Origin of the sequence: Streptomyces paromomycinus (genome assembly GCF_003865155.1) — a bacterium.
GTDB lineage: Bacteria > Actinomycetota > Actinomycetes > Streptomycetales > Streptomycetaceae > Streptomyces > Streptomyces chrestomyceticus.
The window spans coordinates 8,116,958-8,140,338 of record NZ_BHZD01000001.1 but is presented as its reverse complement, the minus strand read 5'-3'; the positions used below and the strand labels follow the sequence as shown (position 1 = coordinate 8,140,338).

The window sequence follows — 23,381 nt, the reverse complement described above, 5'->3', positions numbered from 1 at the left end:
GTTCGTCGCGCGTCGCCGCAGGGATCAGCAATTTGCGGCAGTGGAGGGCATGGGGAGGGGGGTGGACAGCCCTCTGCGGGGGCGGGCGGGGCGGCCGAAGATCATCGGTTCTGCACCTGGCGTACCGGTAATCTTGCAGCGTCTCACCCGTCCCAGCAGACAGGCAACAGCGTGCGTCAAGAGCCGATCCGGCCGATCCCGCCCGGCCTCGCCGGCCGGCTGCGCGCGCTGCCCCCGTCCTGCGGCCCCGTCCGGCTGATCGCGGTGGACGGGCACGCCGGGTCCGGCAAGAGCACCTTCGCGCGGCATCTGGCCACGGCGCTCGGCGGCGCCCCGGTCGTCCGTCTGGACGACATCGCGACCCACGACGAGCTGTTCGCATGGACGGCGCGGTTCCGTACCGAGGTCCTGGAACCGCTGTCGCGGGGGGAGCACGCGCGCTACGCGGTGTACGACTGGGAGCGCAGGGAGTTCACCGCGCGCCGGGAGCTGGCACCGGCGCACGCCGTCGTCGTGGAGGGCGTCGGCGCGGGCCGCCGCGCGCTGCGCCCGTACCTGGCGTGCCTGCTGTGGATGGAACTGACGGCGTGTCACTCCTGGGACCGCGGTCGACGGCGGGACGGACCGGCCCAGGCCGCGTTCTGGGATGACTGGATCCCGGCGGAGCGCGCTCATTTCGCGGCGGACCCCTCACGTCCGCACGCCGGCCTGCTGGTACGGGGGCGCACCGAGGGTTACGAGGTGCTGCCGGGGCCCGGTGGGGCGTGTGGGAACCCTTGAATCATCACCGAACGTGACGGACCACGGGCGGTACGCAGATCGTCGCCGTGCGCGTACCGCCGACTGCCTCAACTCGGCTTGACCTGGGGGGCGTACAGGACTTACGTTCTCAATGTGCGGTTCTGACGGACCGCCCGCAGACGCGAAGCCCCCGGTTGTTCCCCCGTGATCGGGGGCTTCGTTCTGTGCCCGGGCGCTCAGCGCGCGCCGCGCGCCGTCCGCCCCCTCACCCTATGTCACCGCCCCCTTCGCGCCGCGGAGCCCCGCCTTCCCCCGCACCGCCCTCTTCGGCCTGCACCGATACCGCAGGTACGATGCGAGTCCGTGCCACCGAAGGACGCAGTCGAAGAGCAGCCGGGGGCGACCTGCAACTGCCGCCCCGAGCACGCCGGTTCGTTCGAACACGCTGCGGCCTGGCACTCGCCCGGCGGCACACCACGGGGGACGTTTTGTGGGGGACGTGATGGATTTCGGCACCCAGGGCACACACGCCCCGGCCGAACTCGCCTGGCTGCGCGCGGTGGACGCCTACACGGTAGGCGCGTACCCGCAGGCCGAGGAGGAGTTCCGGGCCGCGGTGCGGATGGACCCGACGATGGCCGACGGCTGGCTCGGCCTGCACGCACTGCGTGCGGACACCTCGACCGCGCTGCTGCACATGCACCGGCACCGCGACCGGTTCGGGGAACAGCGCGCCCGGCACCGACGCACACTCAATTCCTGGTACTGGCTGGGCTGGTGGGTCCAGCCGGTGCTGGAGACCGGCCGCGACCTGCTGCTGGCGTACGCCTCGCACTGGCTCGACGGCCGCCATGTCGGCGAGCTGGACCAGGCCTTGGCGGGCTGCCCGCCGGTGGACACCGACCCGCAGGTGCGCTTCCTGCACGCCTGCCGCGCCTATCTCGTCAAGGACTGGGACCAGCTCGTACGGCACACCGAACCGCTGCTCGACGATCCGCTGCTCGGCATCGAGGCCGGACTCTTCGGCGGCATGGCGCGGGTGCGCCAGGAGATGTTCGGGCAGGCCGAGCCGCTGCTGTCGGCCGCCCTGATGCGCTGCCGCAGCGAGCAGCCGCAGCGCAAGGAGCTGCGGTACTGGCTCGCCCGCGCCCACGAGGGCACCGGCCGCAGCGCCGCCGCGCTGCCGCTGTACCGCTCGGTGCACCGGGTCGACCCGGCGTTCATGGACACCGCGGCGCGGCTCGCGGCCATCGCCGAGGGGGACGGCCTGGAGGAGGGCACCGACCTCGCGGCCGTGACCGCCGGCTTCGGCCAGGAGGCGGGCGGCGACCTCGACCCGCTCTCCCCGCTCGACCCGGTGGACGGGCGGGAGCTGCTGGCCGCGACCGAGCCGGAGGGCCCGGACGGCGACCTGGCGGGCGGTTCGCCGGGGGACGCGGGACCGGTCGTACGGGAGAAGGCGATGCTCGGCGGTCCGCGCCGCTCGGACCGGCTGCCGGCCGGCCCGTCCGACCCGGTGCTGCTGGAGAAGGCGCTCGCCGAACTGGAGCGGATGGTCGGCCTGGAGCCGGTGAAGCGTCAGGTCAGGGCGCTGTCCGCGCAGTTGCGGATGGCGCGGCTGCGGGCGGGCCAGGGCCTTCCGGTGCAGCCGCCGAAACGACACTTCGTCTTCTCCGGCCCGTCCGGCACCGGCAAGACCACCGTGGCCCGGATACTCGGCCGGGTGTTCTACGCCCTCGGCCTGCTCGGCGGCGACCATCTCGTCGAGGCGCAACGGGCCGACCTGGTCGGCGAGTTCCTGGGGCAGACCGCCGTGAAGGCCAATGAGCTGATCGACTCGGCGCTGGGCGGGGTGCTGTTCGTGGACGAGGCGTACAGCCTCTCGAACTCCGCGTACAGCAAGGGCGACGCGTACGGCGACGAGGCCCTGCAGGTGCTCCTCAAGCGCGCCGAGGACAACCGCGACCGGCTCGTCGTCATCCTGGCCGGCTACCCGGAGGGCATGGACCGCCTGCTGGCCGCCAACCCCGGCCTGTCCTCGCGCTTCACCTCGCGCGTCGACTTCCCGAGCTACCGGCCGCCGGAGCTGACGGCCATCGGCGAGGTGCTGGCCGCCGAGAACGGCGACCACTGGGACGAGGAGTCGTTGGAGGAGCTGCGCAGCATCAGCGCGCACGTCGTCGGCCAGGGCTGGATCGACGAACTCGGCAACGGCCGGTTCCTGCGCACGCTGTACGAGAAGAGCTGCGCCTACCGCGACCTGCGGCTGTCCACCTGGTCCGGCGCGCCGTCCCGCGACGACCTGGCCACCCTGCGGCTGCCGGACCTGATGCAGGCGTACGGCGAGGTGCTCTCCGGCCGCGGCCCGGTCCCCGGCCCTGGCCCGGAGGCGCCGCCGCTCTGAAGCGCCGGCTCTGACGGCGCCACCGCTCCGGCAGCGCCGCCCCGAAGCGGCCGGCGTCCAACTGCGCAAGCTACGCCGTTGAACCGGACATGCCCTGCTCGTGCACGCACGCGGCCACCGCCTCCAGCAGCAGGAGCCGCCCGCGGAAACGACGTGAGCCCGCGGACCACCGCGGGCTCACACCTTCGTCAGGGCCGGGTCACCCCGCCAGCGCCCGGTCCTCCCGGGTGGCCTGCCCCGGTGCCGTACGCGGGCCGGAGAGCCGGTCGCCGGGCACCTCGGGTACGCGGGCGCCCGGCGCGCCGCTGAAGGCCGGTACGGCCGGCAGCTCCTGCCGGTGCGCCGGGTCGCGCACCTCCCCCACCAGCTTCTCCAGTACGTCCTCCAGCGCGACCAGCCCCAGTACCCGCCCGGCCGCGTCCGCGACGGCGGCCAGGTGGGAGGCGGAGCGGCGCATGGCGGTCAGGGCGTCGTCCAGGGGGAGTTCGGCGCGCAGCGTCGTCATCGGGTGCCAGATGTGCTGCGGCACCGCGCGGTCGCCCTCCTCCAGGTCCAGTACGTCCTTGACGTGCAGGTAGCCCATGTAGGCGCCGCCCGGCGCGGACACCGGGAAGCGGGAGTAGCCGGTCTTGACGGTCAGCTCCTCGACCTGGCGCGGCGTGACGGCCGGGTCGACCGTGACCAGCCCGGCCGGGTCCAGGAGGACGTCGGTGACGGGCCGGCTGCCCAGTTCCAGCGCGTCGGAGAGGCGTTCCTGCTCGGCGGGGGCCAGCAGACCGGCCTGCTTGGAGTCCTCGACGAGGTCGGTGAGCTGCTGGCTCGTGAAGACCGCCTCCACCTCGTCCTTCGGCTCGACGCGGAACAGCCGCAGGACGCCGCGGGCGCACGCCCCGAGCAGCGCGGTGACCGGGCGGCACAGCCGGGCGAAGGCGACCAGGCCGGGGCTGAACCACAGCGCGGTCTTCTCCGGCGCGGCCATCGCCAGGTTCTTCGGGACCATCTCGCCGATGACGAGGTGGAGGAAGACCACCGCGGCCAGGGCTATGACGTAACCGAGGGGGTGGATCAGCGGCTCGGGCAGGTGTGCCGCGTGGAAGAGGGGCTCCAGGAGGCGGGCGACGGTCGGTTCGGCGACCGCGCCGAGCGTCAGGGAGCAGACGGTGATGCCGAACTGGGCCGCCGCCATCATCTGCGGCAGGTTCTCCAGGCCGTGCAGCACCTTGCGGGCCCGTTTGGAGCCCGCGGTGGCCAGCGGTTCGATCTGGCTGCGGCGCACCGAGACGAGCGCGAACTCGGCGCCCACGAAGAACCCGTTGACCAGGACCAGGAAGACGGCGAAGAGGAGTTGCAGGAAGGTCACCGGGCCACCTCCGCCGGCGTCGGTGCGGGTGCCGCGGCGCCCGCGGTCCGTATGATCCGGACCCGCTCGGCGCGGTGGTGGGACACCAGCCGCACCCGCAGCCGCCAGCCGTCCAGCTCGGCGGTGTCGCCGGGGGCGGGCACCCGCCCGAGTATCTGGGCCACCAGGCCCGCCACGGTCTCGTACGGGCCGTCGGGCGTGTCCAGGCCGATCCGCCGCAGCGTGTCGACCCGGCAGCCGCCGTCGGCGTCCCAGGCGGGGCGGCCGTCCTCGGGCGGCGCCTGGGCCAGTTCGGGCAGGTCGATCCGGTCGTGCTCGTCGCGGACCTCGCCGACCAGTTCCTCGACGATGTCCTCCAGGGTGACCACGCCCGCCGTGCCGCCGTACTCGTCGACCACGACGGCTATCGGCTGCTCGCTGCGCAGCCGCTCCAGCAGCGGCTGCACCGGCAGCGTCGCCGGGACCAGGAGCAGCGGTACGGCGATCCGGGCCGCCGGGGTGCGCAGCCGGTCGTGCTCGGGCACCGCGAGGGCGTCCTTGAGGTGCACCATGCCCACCACCTCGTCGAGCCGGGTCCGGTAGACGGGAAAGCGGGACAGGCCGGTGGCGCGGGTGAGGTTGAGGACGTCCTCGGCGGTCGCGGACGCCTGGAGGGCGCTGACCCGTACCCGCGGGGTCATCACGTTCTCGGCGGTCAGCCCGCCGAGCGAGAGGGTGCGCACGAACAGATCGGCGGTGTCCTGCTCGATCACTCCGGCACGGGCCGAGTGGTGGGCGAGCGAGACCAGTTCGCCGGGGGTGCGGGCGGAGGCCAGCTCGTCGGTCGGCTCCACGCCCAGGGCCCGTACGAGCCGGTTGGCGACGGTGTTCAACAGGGAGATCACCGGGCGGAAGAACCGCGAGAAGGCGCCCTGCGGGCCCGCGACGAAGCGGGCGACCTGGAGCGGCTTGGAGACCGCCCAGTTCTTGGGCACCAGTTCACCGAGGACCATCTGCACGGCGGAGGCCAGCAGCATCCCGATGACGACGGCGATGCCGGGTACGGCACCGGCCGGCAGTCCGGTGGCGGTCAGCGGCCCGGACAGCAGCCGGGCCAGGGCGGGCTCGGCGAGCATGCCGACCACCAGGGAGGTGATGGTGATGCCGAGCTGGGTGCCGGAGAGCTGGAAGGAGAGTTCGCGCAGCGCGCCGACGACGGTGCGGGCGCGCCGGTCCCCTTCGGCGGCGGCCCGTTCGGCCTCCGCCTTCTCCACGGTGACCAGGCCGAACTCGGCGGCCACGAAGAAGCCGTTGGCGAGGATCAGGACGAGGGCGGCCGCGAGCAGCAGCAGTGTGGCGGTCATGCCGCCGCCTCCGTGGAGGGGAACTCCCGTGGGTGCGGGGGTTCCGGTGGAGGGGCGGCGCAGGTACTACCGGACGATCCGTCCATTGCTGGAGGGAGTCACTCCTCAGGTCGCAGGGGCCCGCTGGCGGGGCGGGGCGCGGGAAGCGCCCTGGGCACCAGGGTAATCAGCAGGGCCGGGGTGCGGGCAGGGTCACCGGGCCGGCTGGTCCCCGGTGCCGTGGTTCTCGGCGAGGGCCCGGAGCGTACGGGCGTCGCGAATGGCCTGGTCGCGCGCGATGCCGGGCTGGATGCCCATGGCGGGCAGGCTGGTGCCGTCGGCCAGGTCGAGGTGGACCCAGGGGTCGCCCTGGCGCAGGTTGACCCGCAGCACCTGGGCCCAGGCCAGCTCGCGCTTGGTGGTGAGGTTGACGACCGTGACGCCGTCCTGCCGGGCGACGACCTTGGGCCGCGCGAGCAGCAGCAGCACGCCGAGGATGACCAGCCCGGTGAAGACGAAGCTGACCCGCTCGCCGCCGCCCAGGTTAGGCAGCAGGACGGCGATCACCGTCAGCACGGCGAGCTGGGCGATGCCGACGCCGTACAGGACGGCACGGGTGCGGCCCGGCCGGAAGGTCACCGGGAGGTCGGGCAGGGGCGCGGATGCGGGCGCGGACACGTCGCTGGGCTCTTTCGTACGGGCCGCCGGCGCGGGCCGGCGGCGGGTGTGGCCGCCGCCCGTCGGCGGTGGCCGGGCCGCCTGGCCTGGGTCAGAGGCGGCAGGCGTGGATGCCGGTGGTCAGGATGGCGCGGGCGCCGAGCTCGTACAGCTCGTCCATGATGCGCTGGGCGTCCTTGGAGGGGACCATCGAGCGGACCGCGACCCAGCCCTCGTGGTGCAGCGGGGAGACGGTCGGCGACTCCAGGCCCGGGGTGAGGGCGACGGCCTTCTCGACGTGCTCGACGCGGATGTCGTAGTCCATCATCACGTAGCGCCGGGCGACCAGGACGCCCTGCATCCGGCGGAGGAACTGCCGGACCTTCGGGTCGTCCTCGGGCGCGCCCTTGCCGCGGATGACGACCGCCTCGGACTTCAGGATCGGCTCGCCGATGATCTCCAGCCCGGCGTTGCGCAGGGTGGTGCCGGTCTCCACGACATCGGCGATGATCTCGGCGACGCCCAGCTGGATGGCGGTCTCCACGGCGCCGTCCAGGTGGACGACGGAGGCGTTCACGCCGTGGTCGGCGAGGTGCTGGGTGACCAGTCCGGAGAAGGACGTGGCGACCGTCATGCCGCCGAAGTCGGTGACCTCCTTGGCCGTGCCCGGGCGGGTGGCGTAGCGGAAGGTCGAGCCGGCGAAGCCGAGCTGCATGATCTCCTCGGCCTGCGCGCCGGAGTCGAGCAGCAGGTCGCGGCCGGTGATGCCGATGTCCAGCTTGCCGGAGCCGACGTACACCGCGATGTCGCGCGGGCGCAGGAAGAAGAACTCGACCTCGTTCTCCGCGTCGACCAGGACCAGCTCCCTGCGGTCCTTGCGCTGGCGGTAGCCGGCCTCATGGAGCATCGCCGACGCAGGCTCGGACAGTGAACCCTTGTTCGGGACGGCGATGCGCAGCATGAGAACGACTTCCTTCGTGCGGGAGGGGGGAGGGGAGAAGAAAAAGGGGGGTGGTGCGGGGGCCGGGCGACGGCTCAGAGATGGGCGTAGACGTCGTCGAGGGAGATGCCCTTGGCGACCATCATCACCTGAAGGTGGTACAGGAGCTGGGAGATCTCCTCGGCGGCGGCCTCGTCGGACTCGTACTCCGCGGCCATCCAGACCTCGGCGGCCTCCTCGACGACCTTCTTGCCGATCGCATGGACGCCGGAGCTGACCAGCTCGGCGGTGCGGGAGGTGGCGGGGTCGCCGGTGGCGGCCTTCTGCTGGAGCTCGGCGAAGAGCTCCTCGAACGTCTTCTTGGACATGATGTGACCCACCCTACGCGGTCGCCCGGCCGCGCTCAGCGCCAGGGCTCGGCGACGGTGCGCAGCGTCGCGGCGGTGGCGACGGCCGCGGTCACCGCCTCGTGGCCCTTGTCCTCGGTGGAGCCGAAGATTCCGGCCCGGTCCAGGGCCTGCTCCTCGGTGTCGCAGGTCAGCACGCCGAACCCGATGGGTACGCCGGTGTCGACGCTGACCTGCGTCAGACCCTGGGTGACGCCCTGGCACACGTAGTCGAAGTGCGGGGTGCCGCCCCGGATGACGACGCCGAGCGCCACGATCGCGTCGTAGCCGCGGCCGGCCAGGACCTTGGCGACCACCGGCAGCTCGAAGCTGCCGGGCACGCGCAGCAGCGTCGGCTCGTCGATGCCCAGCTCGGACAGGGCACGCAGGGCGCCGTCCACCAGGCCGTCCATCACCTTCTCGTGCCACTGGGCGGCGATGACGGCCACCCGCAGGTCGCCACAGTTCTTCACGGACAGTTCGGGTGCGCCCTTGCCGCTCACGGTTCTGGTCTCCTCGTGGTCCGGTGCTCGTGCACGTACGTGGTGGGGCGGCCGGGGATCCGGCCGCGCGGTGGGACGGCCGGCATCCGGCCGCGGGGTCCTACTGGTTGCCGCAGGCCGACGCGCGGTCCGCGTCGAGCCAGGGCAGGTCGTGCCCCATCCGGTCCCGCTTGGTGCGCAGGTACCGCAGGTTGTGCTCGCCCGCCTGTACGGGCATCGGCTCCCGGCCGAGGACCTTGAGTCCGTGCCGGACCAGTGCCTCGGTCTTCTCCGGGTTGTTGGTCATCAGCCGCAGCGAGCGCACGCCGAGGTCGGCGAGCACCTGGGCCCCGGCGCCGTAGTCCCGGGCGTCGGCGGGCAGCCCCAGCTCCAGGTTGGCGTCGAGGGTGTCGCGGCCGCGCTCCTGGAGCTCGTACGCGCGCAGCTTGGACAGCAGCCCGATGCCGCGTCCCTCGTGGCCGCGCAGGTAGATCACCACGCCGCGGCCCGCCTCCTGGACGCGCCGCAGCGACTCCTCCAGCTGGGGGCCGCAGTCGCAGCGCAGCGAGTGGAAGATGTCGCCGGTCAGGCATTCGGAGTGGACCCGTACGAGGATGTCCTCGCCGTCGCCGATCTCCCCCGCCACCAGTGCGATGTGCTCGACGCCGTCGACGGTGGAGCGGTAGCCGTACGCGGTGAACTCGCCGTGGCGGGTGGGAAGCCGGGTCTCGGCCTCGCGGCGGACGGTGGGCTCCGAGCTCCGGCGGTACGCGATCAGGTCCTCGATGGAAATGATCGACAGACCGTGCTTGCGGGCGAACGGCACCAGCTCGGGCAGCCGCAGCATCGTGCCGTCCTCGCCGGCGATCTCCACGATGGCGGCGGCGGGCCGCAGCCCGGCGAGCCGGGCCAGGTCCACGCCGGCCTCGGTGTGGCCGTTGCGGGCCAGCACGCCGCCCTCGCGGGCGCGCAGCGGGAAGATGTGGCCCGGGCGTACGAAGTCGGCGGGGGTGGCCTCGCCGGAGGCGAGCAGACGCAGGGTGGTGGCGCGGTCGGCGGCGGAGATGCCGGTGCTGACGCCGTGCGCCGGGGTGGCGTCGACGGAGACGGTGAACGCGGTGCGCATCGACTCGGTGTTGTGCTCGACCATCTGCGGCAGCGCGAGGCGGTCCAGTTCGGCGCCCTCCATGGGGGCGCAGATCAGGCCGCGGCACTCGCTCATCATGAAGGCGAGGATCTCGGGGGTGACCCGTTCGGCGGCGACGATCAGGTCACCCTCGTTCTCGCGGTTCTCGTCGTCCACGACCACCACCGGGCGGCCGGCGGCGATGTCGGCGACGGCCTGCTCGACGGGGTCCAGGGCGAGGACGGCGTCCCGCTCGACGGCTCCCTCGGGGTCGTACCAGCTCTGCAGTGCGGTCATGCCGCCGCTCCTTCCAGGACGGGCTGCGGATTCGTGCGGGAGCGCAGCCACCAGTCGCGCATACCCCACAGGACGAGGCCGAGGTAGACGACGTAGACCAGGCCGGAGAAGGCCAGGCCGCTGCTGAAGGCGAGGGGGACGCCCACGATGTCGACGAGCAGCCAGGCGAACCAGAACTCGACCAGGCCGCGGGCCTGGGCGACCATCGCCGCCAGGGTGCCGACGAAGATGTACGCGTCGGGCCAGGGGTTCCAGGACAGCTGCGGGACCAGGGCGAACAGCGAGCCGACGGCGACGGTGCCCACCGCCGTGCCGGCCAGCAGGAGTCCGCGTTCGCGCCAGGTGGCGAAGCGTACGGCGATGGAGCCGTCCTGGGCCTGCTGCCGGCCGCGCTGCCACTGCCGCCAGCCCCACAGCGCCACACCGATGACCAGCAGCTGCTTGCCGACGCCGCCGCTGAGGTGGGCGTAGGCGTACGCGGAGACCAGGATCAGGCCGGACAGGAACTGGGCGGGCCAGGTCCATATGGAGCGCCGCCAGCCGAAGGCGAGGGCGGCCAGGCCGATGCTGTTGCCGATCATGTCGGACCAGATGACCTGCTGGCCGAAGGCGGTGAACGCCGGGCCGTTCAGCCAGCCGAGGGGGTTCACCGCAGGCTCTCTTCCACGGCCGCGACGGCCGCCGTGCTGTCCGGGCCCTGGTCCTGACCGTGGCCCGCGCCCCGGCCCAGGAGCCGTTCGACGTACTTGGCCAGGACGTCGACCTCCAGGTTGACCGGGTCGCCCGGCTGCTTGATGCCGAGGGTGGTCAGGGCGAGGGTGGTGGGGATGAGGCTGATGGTGAAGAAGTCGTCGCCCGCGTCCACGACGGTGAGGCTCACGCCGTCGACGGTGACGGACCCTTTCTCCACGACGTAACGGGCGAGTCCGGCGGGCAGCGCGACCTTGACGAGCTCCCAGTGCTCGCCGGGCGTCCGCGAGACGATGGTGCCGGTGCCGTCCACATGGCCCTGGACGAGGTGGCCGCCGAGGCGGCCGCCCAGCGCCATCGGGCGTTCGAGGTTGACGCGCGAGCCGGGGACGAGCGCGCCCAGGCCGGAGCGGCCGAGCGTCTCGGCCATCACGTCGGCGGTGAAGGTGCCCGCGCCGGTCTCCACGACGGTCAGGCAGACGCCGTTGACGGCGATCGAGTCGCCGTGCTTCGCGTCCTGGGTGACGAGCGGGCCGCGCAGGGTGAACCGGGAGCTGTCACCGAGGTTCTCGACGGCGGCGACCTCACCCAGTTCTTCGACGATTCCGGTGAACACGTCAGTTCTCCTCGTTCAAGGGGGGCAGGGTGTGGCGGGCTGGGGTGGCGGTGATGCGCAGGTCGGGGCCGAGCCGGGCGGTGTCGGTCACCTCAAGGCGCAACGCCTGGCCGATCGTGGCGATTCCGGCGTCGCCGAGGGCGGCGGGGCCGGCGCCGAGCAGGACGGGCGCGAGGTAGCCGACGACCTTGTCGACGGCGTGCGCGGCGAGAAAGGCTCCGGCCAGGGTCGGGCCGCCCTCCAGGAGCACCGACCGGACGTCGCGCTCGTACAGGGCGTCGAGCAGGGCGGGCAGGTGCACGCCGGTGCCGCCCGCCGAGCGCGGCAGCCGGACGATCGGGGCGATGCCGTCGAGGTGGCCGGTGTCGGCGTCCTCGGCGACCGCGATCAGGGTGGGCGCGGTGCCGTCCAGGACGCGGGCGCCGGGTTTGACGACGGCGGCGCCGGTGTCGATCACGACCCGCAGCGGCTGGCTGACCTCGGTGTCGGTCAGGCCCGCGACGCGGGCGGCGAGGTGCGGGTCGTCGGCGCGGGCGGTGCCGGACCCGACGATCACCGCGTCGGCCCGGGCGCGCAGCCGGTGGACGTCGGCGCGGGACTCGGCCGAGGTGATCCAGCGGCTGGTGCCGTCGGCGGCGGCGATCCGGCCGTCGAGGGTGGCGGCGTACTTCCACAGCACGAAGGGGCGGCGGCGCAGTACGGCCGTCAGCCACGCCTCGTTGCCGGCCGCGGCCTCGTCGGCGAGCAGGCCGCCCTCGACCTCGACGCCGGCCGCGGCGAGGGTGGTGGAGCCGCCGGTGGCGGCGGGGTTCGGGTCGGGGACGGCGTAGTGCACCCGGGCGACGCCCGCCTCGATGAGGGCCTGGGCGCAGGGGCCGGTGCGGCCGGTGTGGTTGCAGGGTTCCAGCGTGACGAAGGCGGTGCCGCCGCGGGCCCGCTCACCCGCCTCGCGCAGCGCGTTGACCTCGGCGTGCGGGCCGCCGGCCCGCTCGTGCCAGCCCTCGCCCGCGACGTTTCCCGCGGCGTCCAGGACGACACAGCCGACGACGGGATTGGGGCTGGTGTGCCCGAGGCCGCGGGCGGCAAGCTGGATGGCTCGGCGCATCGCCGCGGTCTGCGCGGGGGCTGGGGTGGCCACCGGGTCCTCCTGCCACTCAGGGCACGGACTCCGGGGCTGTCACGAAGGACAGGAAAAACGGGAACGGGACAACGGGGACACCGAGGCCGGAAAGGGAGCCGCCACTCGTGGACACGAGGACGACCGCCAACGACGGCGGTGTACCGCTGCTCGCCCGCCGCGCACTGCCTCCCATCCGGACTTTAACCGTCGGTGCAGGAATTCCACCTGCTCAACCGGCCGCTGGAGGCGGCCGGGTCGCGGACTGTTACCGCCGGTTCGGACTTTCACCGACCCCGGAGTGCGCTGCGTATGTCAATTCAGTACGGCTTCAGTCTGCCACGTCTGATCGTCGGCCATGCGGGCGGCGACCTGTGGAGTGGCTCACAGGGAGCGGCGCGGACACCGCACTGCGCCCCGCGCCGACGGGCCCCCGGCCCGGACCGCCCCTCTCCCCCCACCCGCAGGACTGATCGCGATGACGACGATTCTGGTGACCGGCGGCACCGGCACGCTCGGCCGGGCCGTGGTCGGCCGGCTGCTCGCCGCCGGTCACGACGTACGCAGCCTCAGCCGCCGTCCGTACACCGGCGCCGGACGGCCCCGGCTGCACCCGTACGCGGTCGACCTGCGCGACGGCTCGGGCCTGGCCCCGGCGCTGGCGGGCGTGGAGACCGTGGTGCTGCGCATGGTCAAGGCCGGGGCACGGCTGCCGGTGCCGGCCGGGGTGCGGCTCCAGCCGGTGGACGTCCGCGAGATCGCCGCCCGGCTGGTCGAGCTGGCGTCCGGGGCACCGGCGGGCCGGGTGGCGGACCTGGGCGGCCCCGAGGCGCGCAGCGCCCGCGATCTCGTACGGGACACCTTGCAAGCCGGCGGGCGGCGGCGCGTGCTCGTACCGCTGTGGGTGCCGGGCAGGCTGTTCGGGGCGCTGCGGCGGGGCGAGAACCTGACGCTGGAGCACGCGGACGGCACGGTGGGGTACGGGGACTTCCTGGCGGAGCGCAGCGGTGGCGGGGCGAAGGCCGGTGGGGCGGTGGAGGCTGGGCGGTAGGAGGCGGACTGCGGGGAACCGAGCGGCCGCGAGCACTCTCCGGCCGCCTGTTTCAGGCCGCGGGCCCGAACAGGTCGTCCTGGGCCGCGTCCATCGCCGCGAGCACCGCGCCGCGCAGCACGGCCCGGCCGCCGACCGTTCCCGCGCGTACCTCGGTGCGCAGTGGAGACATCCGCGCGAGGTGACCGGCGACCCGGCCGGCCAGCGCGTCGCCGCCCGCGCGGCCGGTCTCGCCGCCGAGCACGACGCAGCCGGGGTCCAGCACGGCGCAGACGGCGGCGGCCCCGATGGCGACCCGGGCGGCCAGCGCGTCGAGGAAGGCGGCGCCGGATTCGCCCGCGCGGACGGCGGCACGTACCAGCGCCTCGGCGGCCGGGGCGCCGGTCGCGTCCGTACCCCCGGGGCCGGGCCGGCCCTCCCCCGGGCCCGCCTCGACGCCGTGCTCGGCGGCCAGCCGGCACACCGCCGCCGAACCCGCCAGCGAGTGGAAGCCGCCGTCGCAGCCCGCGGCCGTGGGCAGCGTGCCGGTGCCCGGTACGGGCAGGAAGCCGATCTCGCCGGTGCCGCCGGAGGCGCCGCGCCGCAGCCGGCCGTCCAGGACGACGGCGGCGCCGGTGCCGTGGCCCAGCCAGAGCAGGACGAAGGTGTCCCGGTCGCACGCGGCGCCGTCCCGCTGCTCGGCGACGGCGGCGAGGTTGACCTCGTTCTCCAGCAGGACCGGTGCGGCGGGCCGGTCGCCGAACGCGGTGACGAGCGCGTCGTGCCAGGCGGGCACCCACTCCGTACCGCCGAACCGCCCGGTGGCCGGGTCGACCAGGCCGGGCGCGCCGACCGCGACGACGTGCGGCCGCCCGGCCCCGGCCTCGCCGAGCAGCTTCTCCAGGGTGGCCACGCCGTTCGCCGCCGCCCGGCCGGGCTCGGCGTCCGGGCCGACCGGGACGGTCGCCTCGGCCAGCACCCGGCCGAGCAGGTCGGCGACCGCGAGGGTGGCGCCGTGCGTGCGCAGGTCGACGGCGGCGAGGTGGGCGCGGCCGGCGACGATTCCGTACAGCCGCGCGTTGGGCCCGCGGCGCCGGGCGCCCGACTCGCCGACCACCGTGATCAGTCCGGCGGTCCGGAGGCGTTCGACGAGGTCGGCGACGGTCGGCCGGGACAGTCCGGTACGCGCCTTCAGCTCCCCGGCGGTCAGCGGGCCCTCGCTCTGGAGGAGCTGGAGGGCCAGGCGGTCGTTGATGGCCCGCGCGGTGCTCGGTGAGGCGGTGCGCGGGGCGGTGCGTACGGCGGCCGAGGCGGTACGGGCGGGGGCGGGTCCGCGCGTCTCATCCATGCCCGGATCCTTCCAGACCCTCTGGTGCGGGGGTCGCTGCGGTGGCTTCGGTACCGGCCGGTGGATTTTCCTTATTATCAGGCAGGCTTCCTGATAGTTTACCGCTCATGGATGGCACAGGCGTTCCCGATCCGGTTCCCCCGCCCGCCGCACCCCCCGAAAAGCCGCCGGAGCAGCCGTTCTCCCCCGCCCGGCTGCGCCGCGCCCGCTGGTCCGTCGCGGTGGTCTTCCTCGTGCACGGCTCGGTGACCGGCAGCTTCGCCACCCGCGTCCCCTGGATCCAGGACCACGCCCAGATCAGCGCGGGCCAACTGGGCCTCGCGCTCGCCTTCCCCGCGATCGGCGCGTCACTCGCCATGCCGCTGGCCGGCCGGATCAGCCACCTCCTCGGCGCCCGCACCGCGCTGCGCGCGCTGCTCGCCCTGTGGACCCTCTCGCTCGCGCTGCCCGCCCTCTCCCCCAACCTGTACGGGCTGTGCGGCGCCTTGCTGGTGTACGGCGCGACCTCGGGCATGGCGGACGTGGCGATGAACGCGCTGGGCGTGGAGACCGAGGACCGGCTCGGCAGGCCGATCATGTCGGGGCTGCACGGCATGTGGAGCGTGGGCGCCCTGCTCGGCTCGGCGGCCGGGACCGTCGCGGCACACGCCGCCACCGACGCCCGGCTGCACCTGGCCGTCGCCGCCGCCGTGACGACCGTCCTGGGAGCCGTCGCCTGCCGGGGCGTGCTGGACCTGCGCAGCACCCCCGACGAGCACCCGCCGCCGCGCTTCGCGCTGCCCCCGAGGTCCGCGCTGGTCATCGGCGCGATCGGGTTCTGCGCGGTCTTCGCGGAGGGCGCCAGCCTGGACTGGTCGGCGGTCTACCTGCGGGACGTCCTCGGCACCGACGCGGGCCTGGCGGCCGCCTCGACCACGGCCTTCTCGTGCACCATGGCCGTCGCCCGGCTGGCGGGCGACCGGGTGGTGGCCCGCTTCGGGCCGGTGCGCACCGTACGGGCGGGCGGGGTGCTGGCGACGGCGGGCGGCGTCCTGATCGTGCTGGCCCGGCACCCGGCGATGGCCGTGGCGGGCTTCGCGCTGGTCGGCCTGGGCATCGCCGTCGTGGTGCCGCTGGCGTTCGCGGCGGCGGGCCGCAGCGGCCCGGCGCCCAGCCAGGCCATCGCGGGTGTCGCCACCATCACCTACACCTCCGGGCTGATCGCCCCGTCGGCCATCGGCTCGATCGCCCAGGCGACCTCGCTGACCGGCTCGTTCCTGCTGGTCACGGCGCTGGCCTGCGGGCTGGTCGCGGGCGCGGGGGTGCTGCGGGTGCGGGGCCGGGACACGGCCGGGCGCGACGCGGTGCCGGCGGGGAGCCTGGAGCGGTCCTGAGCGGCGGATCGGTCACCCCTCTGCCCAGGAGGGGTGACCACGGCGCGCTCAGGCGCTCTGCGCCTCCGGGTGCAGCAGTTCGGCCGCTATCCCGCGGGCGTGGTCCGACCAGGGGGTGGGCCGCAGTGCCTTCGGGTCGACGCGCACCAGGACGCGGTGGCCGCGCGCGTAGGTCTGCTCGCCGTCGGCGGAACAGAGCCGGAAGCCGTACGTCAGGCCGGTGCGGCCCAGGCGCTCGACCCACAGGTGGGCGGCGTAGTACCCGGGCCGGGTGACCGGCTGCTCGTACGAGACCTTCATCTCCTTGATGACGTTGCACATGTCACCGGCCGCCGCCCAGTCCCCGTCGAAGCCGAAGCCGCGGGCGTGCCAGAACTCGGCCCAGGCGCGCTCGACGAGCAGCGGGTAGCGCGAGTTGTGGAGCATGCCGAGCGCGTCGAGGTCGTCGAAGTGCACGGTGACGGGGACCAGCTGGCCGTACGGGACGGCGGGGGCTGCCTCAAGGGCTTCGACGCTCACGGGTGGGTGCTCCTGGTTCTGCGGCGGGCCGGGCCGCCGGCGTACGCGGGGCGGCGGCCCGGCCGTACGGAGGTACGGCGGACCCCGCCCGATGCTGTTGACTGTTCAAGAAGTGAACCCAGCCATCGTAAGTGCCTGCTTAAAATGCTCCGGCCGCCGGGGCGGGCAGCGCCGCACGGCGGGCCGGCCGGTCCGGTCGCCCCAGGTCCGCACGGTGCCGCCGTAGCATGACCCGGCCGGTGTCCCGCCCGGCCACCCCCCGCGACGTATGTGAAGAAGTGGAGCACTCATGGGCCTCGGTGTGCGCTGGACCGTGCACGGCGACGGGCGCACCCCCGCCCCCGGAGCCGTCGTCAGACCGGACGAACGGCTGTCCTGGCCGCGGACCGCGGGCCTCGGCGCGCAGCACGTGGTGGCCATGTTCGGCGCCAGTTTCGTCGCCCCGGTCCTCATGGGCCTGGACCCGAACCTCGCCATCATGATGTCGGGCGTCTCGACCGTCATCTTCCTGCTGGCGACCCGCGGCCGGGTGCCGTCCTACCTCGGCTGCTCGCTCTCCTTCGTCGGTGTCGCCGCCGTGATCCGCGCGCAGGGCGGCACCAGCGCCACCGTGACCGGCGCGGTCCTCGTCGTCGGCGTCGCGCTCTTCCTGGTCGGCGTGGCGGTGCAGCGGTTCGGCGCGCGGATCATCCACGCGGCGATGCCGCCGGTGGTCACGGGCGCCGTCGTGATGCTCATCGGCTTCAACCTGGCACCGGTGACGGCGAGCACGTACTGGCCGCAGGACCAGTGGGTGGCGCTGCTGACCATGCTCTTCACCGGGCTGGCCGTGGTCTGTCTGCGCGGCTTCTGGTCGCGCGTCGCGATCTTCCTCGGGCTGGTCTTCGGGTACGGCCTCTCCTGGGTCCTGGACCTGGTCTTCGGGAAGATCCACTCGGCGAACGGCGCCGGGCAGGTCACCGACCACTGGCGCCTGGACCTGTCGGGCGTCGGCCAGGCCGAGTGGATCGGCCTGCCGTCCTTCCACGCGCCGTCCTTCCAGTGGTCCGCGATCCTGGTCGCACTGCCGGTGGTGATCGCGCTGGTCGCCGAGAACGCCGGACACGTCAAGGCGGTCGGCGAGATGACCGGCGACCCGCTCGACGACAAGCTGGGCACCGCGATCTCCGCCGACGGCGTCGGCTCGGTGCTCTCCACCGCGCTCGGCGGCCCGCCCAACACCACGTACTCCGAGAACATCGGCGTGATGGCGGCGACCCGGGTCTACTCCACCGCGGCCTACTGGGCGGCGGCCGGTTTCGCGCTGCTCTTCGGCCTGTGCCCGAAGTTCGGCGCCGTGGTCGCCGCGATCCCCGGCGGTGTGCTGGGCGGCATCACCGTCATCCTGTACGGCATGATCGGCCTGCTCGGCGCGCAGATCTGGGTCCACAACAAGGTGGACCTGCGCAATCCGCTGAACCTGGTGCCGGTCGCCGCGGGCGTCATCATCGGCATCGGCGGCGTCAGCCTGAAGATCAGCGAGAACTTCGAGCTGGGCGGCATCGCCCTCGGCACGATCGTGGTGCTCTCCGGCTACCACGTGCTGCGCGCCCTGGCCCCCGCCCATCTGAAGCAGCAGGAGCCGCTGCTCGACGAGGGCACCAGCGCGTACGACGAGGAGGACGCGCCCCGCGGGCCGTCGGCCCCGGACCGGCCGGAGAAGCCGGAGCCGACGGAGTGAGGCCGCGGCTCAGCCGAGGTTCTTGACCGCCTCGTAGTACGTCCAGGCGAGCGCGTTGCACGAGGTCTTCTTCGCGCCGCCGTACTTGGCGCAGACCCGCTTGAGGTCCGCGTACAGCGCGCTGTCCAGGCGCGGCTTGTTCGCGGCGAAGGTGCCGGCCTTCTTGTAGTTGCGGTAGCCGAAGTCGTGGCGCGCGCAGGACGTCTCGAACGGGAAGCCGAAGGGGTTGTCGGGCGACTTGGAGCAGTAGTCGGTGCTCCAGTCGAACGCGTACGCCGCCCACTTCCCCTGGCTGCCGCGGGCCGCGAGCCAGCCGCTGTAGCTGCCGGCGTCGGCCTGCGTCCAGCCCGACAGCACCTTGGACTTGTCGGCGGGGACGGCCTGCGCCGGCGCCGCGGCCGCCACCAGAGCGGTCACGGTCATGGCCGAGGCGGACAGGGCGGCGGCGAATCTTCGGGACATCTTCAACCTCCGAGGGGGAACGGTCCCTTGGCAGGACGGACCGCTGTGTCGAAGGCCGAAAATAATCACTTCGGTCGAGCGCCGGTGGGGTTTTGGTTGAACAGTGATCGGCGAACCGGCGCCGTACGGGCAAGAGAGCGCCGCGTATTACCCCGATCCGGGCATCCTCCACCGGGCCGCCACCCCGGTACGCGCCCGGCTGCCACGCTGTGCGCATGACGACGACTCAGCAGGTCCCGGGCGGCCCGCGGACCGGAACGGCCGCCCGCGCGGCCCGGCCGGGCACCGTACCCCCGCAGGCCCCCGCGCCCCCGGCCTCCGTCGCCGCGGTCCTGGCGCGGCTGCGGGCGCTGCAGGCCACCCTCCCGCCCGCCGACGGCATCGCGGTCTTCAACCGGGTCTATCTGTCCGTCACCGAGGAGATCGCCCGGCGGCTCGGCACGGGCGGCTTCCAGCACACGGCGGCGGCGGGCGAACTGGACGCGGTCTTCGCCCGGCGCTATCTCGCCGCGGTGGACGCGGCCGGCACCGGCCTGACCGTACCGGCCTGCTGGCGCCCGGTGTTCCAGCTGCGCCGCCACCCCGGCGTACGGCCGCTGCAGTTCGCGCTGGCGGGCATCAACGCGCACATCGGCCACGACCTGGCGCTGGCCGTCGTGGACACCTGCCGCGCCCTGGGGTGCGAACCGGCCGGTCTCGCAACGGACTTCGACCGGGTCGGCGATCTGCTGACCGGCATGGAGGAACGCATCCGGGAGAGCCTGATGCCCGGCCCCGACCTGCTGGACGTCGCCGACCCGCTCACCCACCTCGCCGGTTCCTGGAGCCTGGAGATGGCCCGGGACGGCGCGTGGGCGGCGGCACGGGTGCTGTGGAGCCTGCGCGGCATGCCCGAGACGGCGCAGGAGTTCGCCGAGCGGCTCGGGTCGGGCGTGGGCCTGGTGGGCCGCTGCCTGCTGACACCGCTGGGCTGACGAGGGGCCGCGTACGGCGTGCCGTACACGGCCCTGCGGCGAAGGGGCCCCGCTCAGTCCTCCGGCAGCTCGACCGGTGCGATCTCGTCGTACACGTCGCCCGGCCCGGGGTTGGCCGCGTCCGTGCTGCCGCCGAACTGCGTCATCACGCCCCAGACCGCGTTCAGCGCGGTCTGCACGGCGCCCTCGGCCCAGCCCGCCGTCCAGGAGATGTCGTCGCCCGCGAGGAAGAGGCCACGCTTGTCCTCGGGCAGCCGGTCCTGCATGAAGTGGGTGAACAGGCGCCGCTGGTAGCGGTAGTGACCCGGCAGGTTGGCCTTGAACGCGCCCATGAAGTACGGCTCGTTCTCCCAGGAGACGGTCACCGGGTTGCCGATGATGTGCTTCCTGATGTCGACCTTCGGGTAGATCTCCGAGAGCGACTTGAGCATGACCTCCATGCGGTCGTTGGCGTTCAGCGGCAGCCACTTCAGGCTGTCGTCGCACCAGGTGTAGGAGAGGCAGATGACGGCCGGCTTGTCGGGGCCGTCGTCCAGCAGGTACGTGCCGCGGGTCATCCGGTCGGTGAGCGTCATGCTCATCACGTCCCGCCCGGTCTCGTTGCCTTCGTCGTCGACGGCCTTGTCCAGCCAGAACGGCCGGTCCACGGGGACGAACAGCTTGGAGGACTCCATGTAGTGGGTGCGCTCGATCGCCGTCCAGTGGTCGATGGGGAACAGCGCGTCGTCGCAGGCGATCTTCGACAGCAGCATCCAGGACTGCGCGGTGAAGACGGCCGCCTCGTACGTACGGATGTCGCCGCTCGCGTCGGTGACGGTGATGCGGTTGCCGGCCGTGCGGTGCAGCCGGGTGACCGCCGGGCGCGGCGTGCCGTCGTGCAGGGAGGACAGCGAGGTGCCCGGCGCCCAGTGGACGAGCTTCGCCGGCTCGCGCTCCCACAGGCGCAGCGGGAGCTGCTGGCTGCCGCCGACGATGCCGCGGTGGTGGTCGTCGGCCTCGGTGTAGACGACGCGCAGGATCTCCAGGATGGAGTTGGGGAAGTCGGTGTCCCAGCCGCCGGTGCCGAAGCCGACCTGGCCGAAGATCTCGCGGTGCCGGAAGGACTTGAAGGCGCTGGAGTCGCAGAGGTAGCCGTAGAAGGTCTGGTTGTCGAGCTTCTCGACCAGCCGCGCCCAGATCTCCCGGATGCGCGGCACGTCGCGCTCGCGGATGGCGCGGTTCATGTCGGAGAAGTCCGCGCCCTCCTCCAGGCAGGCGTTCCAGGCGTCCATGACCTGGGTGTAGACCTCGGGCAGGTCCTCGACGGTGCGCGCGTAGTGCGACTCGCCCTTGAGGTCGACGACGGTCGAGGGGGTGTCGGGCGCGAGCGGGTTGGGGAACGGCTTGGTCTCCAGGCCCACCAGGTCGATGTAGTACTGGAGGGCGGTGGAGGACGGCGGGAAGCGCATCGCGCCCATCTCCGCGGTCAGCCCCGGGTCACAGCCCTCGAAGCCGACGGTGCGCAGCCGGCCGCCTATCTGGTCCGCCTCGTAGACGACGGGCCTGAGGCCCATCTTCATCAGCTCGTAGGCCGTGATGATGCCGGACAGACCGCCGCCGATGACGGCGACCTCCTTGCCGTGCTCGGTCGCGGGCACCTGGCCGAGGCCCGCCGGGTGGGCGAGGAAGTCGTCGTAGGCGTAGGGGAAGTCCGGCCCGAACATGGTGATGGGCGGCTGGGCGTCCGCGTGGTGGGCGGCGGTGGGCACGGTCATCGGTTCGGGCTCCTTGCAGGCAGGTACATGAGGGGGGTGCGGGTGCGCGCGGGCAGGCGGGCGGGCGGCGCGGTGGCGCCGCTGCGGGGTCGTCCAGGCCGGTGTCAGGGCCGGCTGTGGGGGGGCCTTCAGGCCGCTTCCGGGGTCAGGTGAGCGAGCCGTAGAGGCCGGGGCGCCGGTCGGCGAGGTACGGGTTGTCCTCCCGCGACCGCTTGAGGAGACCGGCGTCGACGTCGGCGAACACCATTTCCGCGCCGCGTCCGGCCCTGGCGCGTACGGTCCCGTCCGGGCCGGCCAGACAGCTCAGGCCGACGAACTCGAAATCGCCCTCCGGGCCGACCCGGTTGACGTAGGCGATGTAGAGCTGACTCTCGAAGGCCCGTACCGGTACGAGCGACTCGGCGACGAACTGGAAGGGGTGCAGCTGGGCGGTGGGCACCAGCAGCAGGTCGGTGCCGGCCAGCGCGTGGGCGCGGACGTTCTCCGGGAACTCCACGTCGTAGCAGATCATCAGGCCGAGACGCAGCCCGCCCAGTTCGGCCTGGACGACCGGGGCGTCCCCCGGGGTGAACCAGTCGCGTTCGAAGCAGCCGAAGAGATGGGTCTTACGGTAGTTCGCCAGCGGCTGCCCGTCGGGACCGATCAGCCGCGCCGAGTTGTAGACCGCCGCGCCGTCGCGCTCCGGGTAGCCGTAGAGCACCGCGACGCCGTGCTCGGCGGCGATCCGGGCGACCGTCCGGGCGGCCGGACCGTCGGCGGTCTCGGCGAGCCGGTGCAAGTCCTCACCGATGGCGTAGCCGGTCAGGAACAGCTCCGGGCAGACCAGCAGCCCGGCACCGCCCGCCGCCGCTTCGCGCGCCGCGTCCTCGACGGCCTTCAGGTTGTACGCGACATCGCCGGACCGTCCCGAACTCTGGAGCAGGGCGGTGCGCAGCGACGACATGGGACCCCTCGGAGGACACGACTGGGCGGACCGGCCGGCCGGCCCGGGCGCTTCGGCTCCGCGGCGGCCCGGCGATCGGCGGGACGCCTAGACGGTACGGTTCGCCGAACCGCCCGTACAAGGCGTCACCATTGCGTGCAGCCGGGTGTTTCGTTGCGTGTTGTACGGCCGGTACGGCGATTCGTTGCGCCATGGGGTGCGGCAGGTGGTGCGGGGGTCATGAGACGACGCGCGCAGGCCGCCCGGGCCGGGTCGCCCTCCGGTCGCATCCCGGTTCCGCCGCGCGGCGGAACCGGGGTCGCCCCCAGGCGCGATGTGGCGCACGCGGCCGGACGGCATCGTATGAGGCGCCCGGAGAAGCCGGGCGAACGCTCACGATTCCGGCCGGTGGAGGTCCGTCATGCACCGTTCTGTTCACCGTCACGACGCCAGCACGCACCGCATCGCCCCACGCAGCACCACCCGCACCATCCGCATTACCCGCACCATTCGCACCACCACCCGGAGACGCCTCCGGGTCCTCGCCGTCCCGACGGCGGTCCTGCTGGCAGCGGGGGCGGGCGGCTCCGCGCTCGCCGTGCCCCCGCCCGACGCGGCGCACCCGGCGCCGCCCGCGGCCGCCGCGCGGAGCGCCGCCCACCGGCCCGACGACCCGCGGCTCACCGGGTCGGCGAAACTCCGCCGCGTCGACGGCGACGACGTCCGCTTCTCCTTCGACGCGCATTTCCGCCGGGACCAGACGCCCGGCGACGCGCGCGGCACCTTCGGTTTCCGGCACGTCGGCAAGACGGACAGCGGCTGGGCCAAGGGCCGTGTCGACTGCCTGGTGACCGGCGGGAAGGTCGCGACGGCCAGCGGCATCGTCACCGGGACCGACATTCCCGGACTCAAGGGCAAGCGGGTCGGGTTCTCCGTCCACGACGTCCGGGGCGGCCCCGACCGGCTGGGCTACAGCTGGGCCGCCACCCCGGGCCCCGCCACCACCAAGGATCTGCCCCGGTGCGTCAGCGCGGCACCGTTCGAGACGGTGGAGCGCGGTGACTTCACCGTCGTCCCGTGGGACGAACCGGTGCGCTGAGCGGGCCTGCCGCCGCTCCTCGTCCAGGGCCGGTACCTGCCG

At 73.5% G+C, this 23,381-nt stretch carries 22 protein-coding genes and 1 riboswitch; of the genes, 7 read left to right on the top strand and 15 right to left on the bottom strand.

The annotated features are described in order from the left end of the window. Positions 1-171: 171 nt before the first annotated feature. Complete coding sequence (locus OEIGOIKO_RS35220; protein WP_246177741.1) at positions 172-780, top strand: uridine kinase family protein; 609 nt, start codon at positions 172-174, stop codon at positions 778-780. 463 nt (positions 781-1,243) lie between these two features. Continuing rightward, a complete protein-coding gene (locus OEIGOIKO_RS35215; RefSeq protein ID WP_125057427.1) occupies positions 1,244-3,145 on the top strand; it encodes an AAA family ATPase in 1,902 nt (633 codons plus the stop codon). Positions 3,146-3,344: 199 nt separating this feature from the next. Here OEIGOIKO_RS35215 and OEIGOIKO_RS35210 read toward each other — a convergent pair whose 3' ends face one another. The 10 genes from OEIGOIKO_RS35210 to ribD all read right to left on the bottom strand — a co-directional run bounded on the left by OEIGOIKO_RS35210 (position 3,345) and on the right by ribD (position 12,159). Further along, complete coding sequence (locus OEIGOIKO_RS35210) at positions 3,345-4,505, bottom strand: hemolysin family protein (protein WP_125057426.1); 1,161 nt, start codon at positions 4,503-4,505, stop codon at positions 3,345-3,347. Further along, positions 4,502-5,848: a hemolysin family protein gene (locus OEIGOIKO_RS35205; protein WP_125057425.1), complete on the bottom strand. Its 1,347-nt coding sequence runs from the start codon at positions 5,846-5,848 to the stop codon at positions 4,502-4,504. Before OEIGOIKO_RS35205 ends, OEIGOIKO_RS35210 begins: the two co-directional genes overlap by 4 nt. 192 nt (positions 5,849-6,040) lie before the next feature. Then, positions 6,041-6,505 carry a PH domain-containing protein gene (locus tag OEIGOIKO_RS35200; protein ID WP_125057424.1) on the bottom strand — a complete coding sequence of 155 codons (465 nt, stop codon included), beginning with the start codon at positions 6,503-6,505 and terminating at the stop codon, positions 6,041-6,043. Positions 6,506-6,596: 91 nt separating this feature from the next. Further along, entirely contained in the window at positions 6,597-7,445 is an 849-nt protein-coding gene (gene hisG / locus OEIGOIKO_RS35195) for an ATP phosphoribosyltransferase (RefSeq protein ID WP_125048183.1), read from the bottom strand. A 74-nt stretch (positions 7,446-7,519) separates the two neighbouring features. Then, positions 7,520-7,792, bottom strand: coding sequence for a phosphoribosyl-ATP diphosphatase (locus OEIGOIKO_RS35190; protein ID WP_030017415.1), 273 nt, complete (start codon positions 7,790-7,792; stop codon positions 7,520-7,522). 35 nt (positions 7,793-7,827) lie between these two features. Next, positions 7,828-8,313 carry a 6,7-dimethyl-8-ribityllumazine synthase gene (gene ribH, locus OEIGOIKO_RS35185; RefSeq protein WP_003986918.1) on the bottom strand — a complete coding sequence of 162 codons (486 nt, stop codon included), beginning with the start codon at positions 8,311-8,313 and terminating at the stop codon, positions 7,828-7,830. Positions 8,314-8,413: 100 nt separating this feature from the next. Continuing rightward, a complete protein-coding gene (locus OEIGOIKO_RS35180; protein ID WP_125057423.1) occupies positions 8,414-9,715 on the bottom strand; it encodes a bifunctional 3,4-dihydroxy-2-butanone-4-phosphate synthase/GTP cyclohydrolase II in 1,302 nt (433 codons plus the stop codon). After that, complete coding sequence (locus OEIGOIKO_RS35175; RefSeq protein WP_125057422.1) at positions 9,712-10,365, bottom strand: nicotinamide mononucleotide transporter family protein; 654 nt, start codon at positions 10,363-10,365, stop codon at positions 9,712-9,714. The genes OEIGOIKO_RS35180 and OEIGOIKO_RS35175 overlap by 4 nt, the downstream gene beginning before the upstream one ends. After that, on the bottom strand, positions 10,362-11,021 hold the full coding sequence (locus OEIGOIKO_RS35170; RefSeq protein WP_246177739.1) for a riboflavin synthase: 660 nt from the start codon (positions 11,019-11,021) through the stop codon (positions 10,362-10,364). Before OEIGOIKO_RS35170 ends, OEIGOIKO_RS35175 begins: the two co-directional genes overlap by 4 nt. A 1-nt stretch (position 11,022) precedes the next feature. Next, complete coding sequence (gene ribD, locus OEIGOIKO_RS35165; protein WP_246177737.1) at positions 11,023-12,159, bottom strand: bifunctional diaminohydroxyphosphoribosylaminopyrimidine deaminase/5-amino-6-(5-phosphoribosylamino)uracil reductase RibD; 1,137 nt, start codon at positions 12,157-12,159, stop codon at positions 11,023-11,025. Between the two features lie 157 nt (positions 12,160-12,316). Further along, positions 12,317-12,447, bottom strand: a riboswitch (FMN riboswitch). Between the two features lie 169 nt (positions 12,448-12,616). Here ribD and OEIGOIKO_RS35160 point away from each other — a divergent pair. Then, on the top strand, positions 12,617-13,189 hold the full coding sequence (locus OEIGOIKO_RS35160; protein WP_125057421.1) for an SDR family oxidoreductase: 573 nt from the start codon (positions 12,617-12,619) through the stop codon (positions 13,187-13,189). A 52-nt stretch (positions 13,190-13,241) separates the two neighbouring features. Here the strand turns inward: OEIGOIKO_RS35160 and OEIGOIKO_RS35155 are convergent, their stop codons facing one another. Continuing rightward, the gene (locus OEIGOIKO_RS35155; RefSeq protein WP_125057420.1) at positions 13,242-14,516 is read right to left on the bottom strand and encodes an ROK family transcriptional regulator; all 1,275 of its coding nucleotides are present in this window, start codon (positions 14,514-14,516) and stop codon (positions 13,242-13,244) included. A 107-nt stretch (positions 14,517-14,623) separates the two neighbouring features. Between OEIGOIKO_RS35155 and OEIGOIKO_RS35150 the strand changes: the two genes are divergently transcribed. Then, entirely contained in the window at positions 14,624-15,889 is a 1,266-nt protein-coding gene (locus OEIGOIKO_RS35150; RefSeq protein ID WP_125057419.1) for an MFS transporter, read from the top strand. Positions 15,890-15,937: 48 nt separating this feature from the next. Here the strand turns inward: OEIGOIKO_RS35150 and OEIGOIKO_RS35145 are convergent, their stop codons facing one another. Then, positions 15,938-16,408 carry an acyl-CoA thioesterase gene (locus OEIGOIKO_RS35145; RefSeq protein ID WP_125057418.1) on the bottom strand — a complete coding sequence of 157 codons (471 nt, stop codon included), beginning with the start codon at positions 16,406-16,408 and terminating at the stop codon, positions 15,938-15,940. A gap of 289 nt (positions 16,409-16,697) precedes the next feature. Between OEIGOIKO_RS35145 and OEIGOIKO_RS35140 the strand changes: the two genes are divergently transcribed. After that, complete coding sequence (locus OEIGOIKO_RS35140; RefSeq protein WP_125057417.1) at positions 16,698-18,128, top strand: uracil-xanthine permease family protein; 1,431 nt, start codon at positions 16,698-16,700, stop codon at positions 18,126-18,128. A gap of 9 nt (positions 18,129-18,137) precedes the next feature. On the opposite strand, the gene OEIGOIKO_RS35135 is transcribed toward OEIGOIKO_RS35140, so the two are convergent. Continuing rightward, entirely contained in the window at positions 18,138-18,590 is a 453-nt protein-coding gene (locus OEIGOIKO_RS35135) for a phospholipase (RefSeq protein ID WP_125057416.1), read from the bottom strand. A 215-nt stretch (positions 18,591-18,805) separates the two neighbouring features. Between OEIGOIKO_RS35135 and OEIGOIKO_RS35130 the strand changes: the two genes are divergently transcribed. Continuing rightward, entirely contained in the window at positions 18,806-19,564 is a 759-nt protein-coding gene (locus tag OEIGOIKO_RS35130) for a DUF5995 family protein (protein ID WP_281288419.1), read from the top strand. A gap of 53 nt (positions 19,565-19,617) precedes the next feature. Here OEIGOIKO_RS35130 and OEIGOIKO_RS35125 read toward each other — a convergent pair whose 3' ends face one another. Together OEIGOIKO_RS35125 and OEIGOIKO_RS35120 are read right to left on the bottom strand one after the other, a co-directional pair. After that, the gene (locus OEIGOIKO_RS35125; protein ID WP_125057415.1) at positions 19,618-21,318 is read right to left on the bottom strand and encodes a flavin monoamine oxidase family protein; all 1,701 of its coding nucleotides are present in this window, start codon (positions 21,316-21,318) and stop codon (positions 19,618-19,620) included. Between the two features lie 145 nt (positions 21,319-21,463). Then, positions 21,464-22,261 carry a carbon-nitrogen hydrolase family protein gene (locus tag OEIGOIKO_RS35120; RefSeq protein WP_125057414.1) on the bottom strand — a complete coding sequence of 266 codons (798 nt, stop codon included), beginning with the start codon at positions 22,259-22,261 and terminating at the stop codon, positions 21,464-21,466. A gap of 400 nt (positions 22,262-22,661) precedes the next feature. Here OEIGOIKO_RS35120 and OEIGOIKO_RS35115 point away from each other — a divergent pair, with 400 nt between their 5' ends. Next, entirely contained in the window at positions 22,662-23,339 is a 678-nt protein-coding gene (locus OEIGOIKO_RS35115; protein ID WP_125057413.1) for a hypothetical protein, read from the top strand. The last annotated feature ends 42 nt before the right edge of the window (positions 23,340-23,381 follow it).

Bases quoted from the DNA above. Each gene is read 5' to 3' on its own strand.
- OEIGOIKO_RS35160 (WP_125057421.1), top strand. From the start codon at position 12,617: ATGACGACGATTCTGGTGACCGGCGGCACCGGCACGCTCGGCCGGGCC.
- hisG (WP_125048183.1), bottom strand. From the start codon at position 7,445: ATGCTGCGCATCGCCGTCCCGAACAAGGGTTCACTGTCCGAGCCTGCG.
- OEIGOIKO_RS35135 (WP_125057416.1), bottom strand. From the start codon at position 18,590: ATGTCCCGAAGATTCGCCGCCGCCCTGTCCGCCTCGGCCATGACCGTG.
- OEIGOIKO_RS35120 (WP_125057414.1), bottom strand. From the start codon at position 22,261: ATGTCGTCGCTGCGCACCGCCCTGCTCCAGAGTTCGGGACGGTCCGGC.
- OEIGOIKO_RS35155 (WP_125057420.1), bottom strand. From the start codon at position 14,516: ATGGATGAGACGCGCGGACCCGCCCCCGCCCGTACCGCCTCGGCCGCC.
- OEIGOIKO_RS35150 (WP_125057419.1), top strand. From the start codon at position 14,624: ATGGATGGCACAGGCGTTCCCGATCCGGTTCCCCCGCCCGCCGCACCC.
- OEIGOIKO_RS35125 (WP_125057415.1), bottom strand. From the start codon at position 21,318: ATGACCGTGCCCACCGCCGCCCACCACGCGGACGCCCAGCCGCCCATC.
- OEIGOIKO_RS35215 (WP_125057427.1), top strand. From the start codon at position 1,244: ATGGATTTCGGCACCCAGGGCACACACGCCCCGGCCGAACTCGCCTGG.
- OEIGOIKO_RS35190 (WP_030017415.1), bottom strand. From the start codon at position 7,792: ATGTCCAAGAAGACGTTCGAGGAGCTCTTCGCCGAGCTCCAGCAGAAG.
- OEIGOIKO_RS35205 (WP_125057425.1), bottom strand. From the start codon at position 5,848: ATGACCGCCACACTGCTGCTGCTCGCGGCCGCCCTCGTCCTGATCCTC.
- OEIGOIKO_RS35130 (WP_281288419.1), top strand. From the start codon at position 18,806: ATGACGACGACTCAGCAGGTCCCGGGCGGCCCGCGGACCGGAACGGCC.
- OEIGOIKO_RS35140 (WP_125057417.1), top strand. From the start codon at position 16,698: ATGGGCCTCGGTGTGCGCTGGACCGTGCACGGCGACGGGCGCACCCCC.
- OEIGOIKO_RS35180 (WP_125057423.1), bottom strand. From the start codon at position 9,715: ATGACCGCACTGCAGAGCTGGTACGACCCCGAGGGAGCCGTCGAGCGG.
- OEIGOIKO_RS35115 (WP_125057413.1), top strand. From the start codon at position 22,662: ATGCACCGTTCTGTTCACCGTCACGACGCCAGCACGCACCGCATCGCC.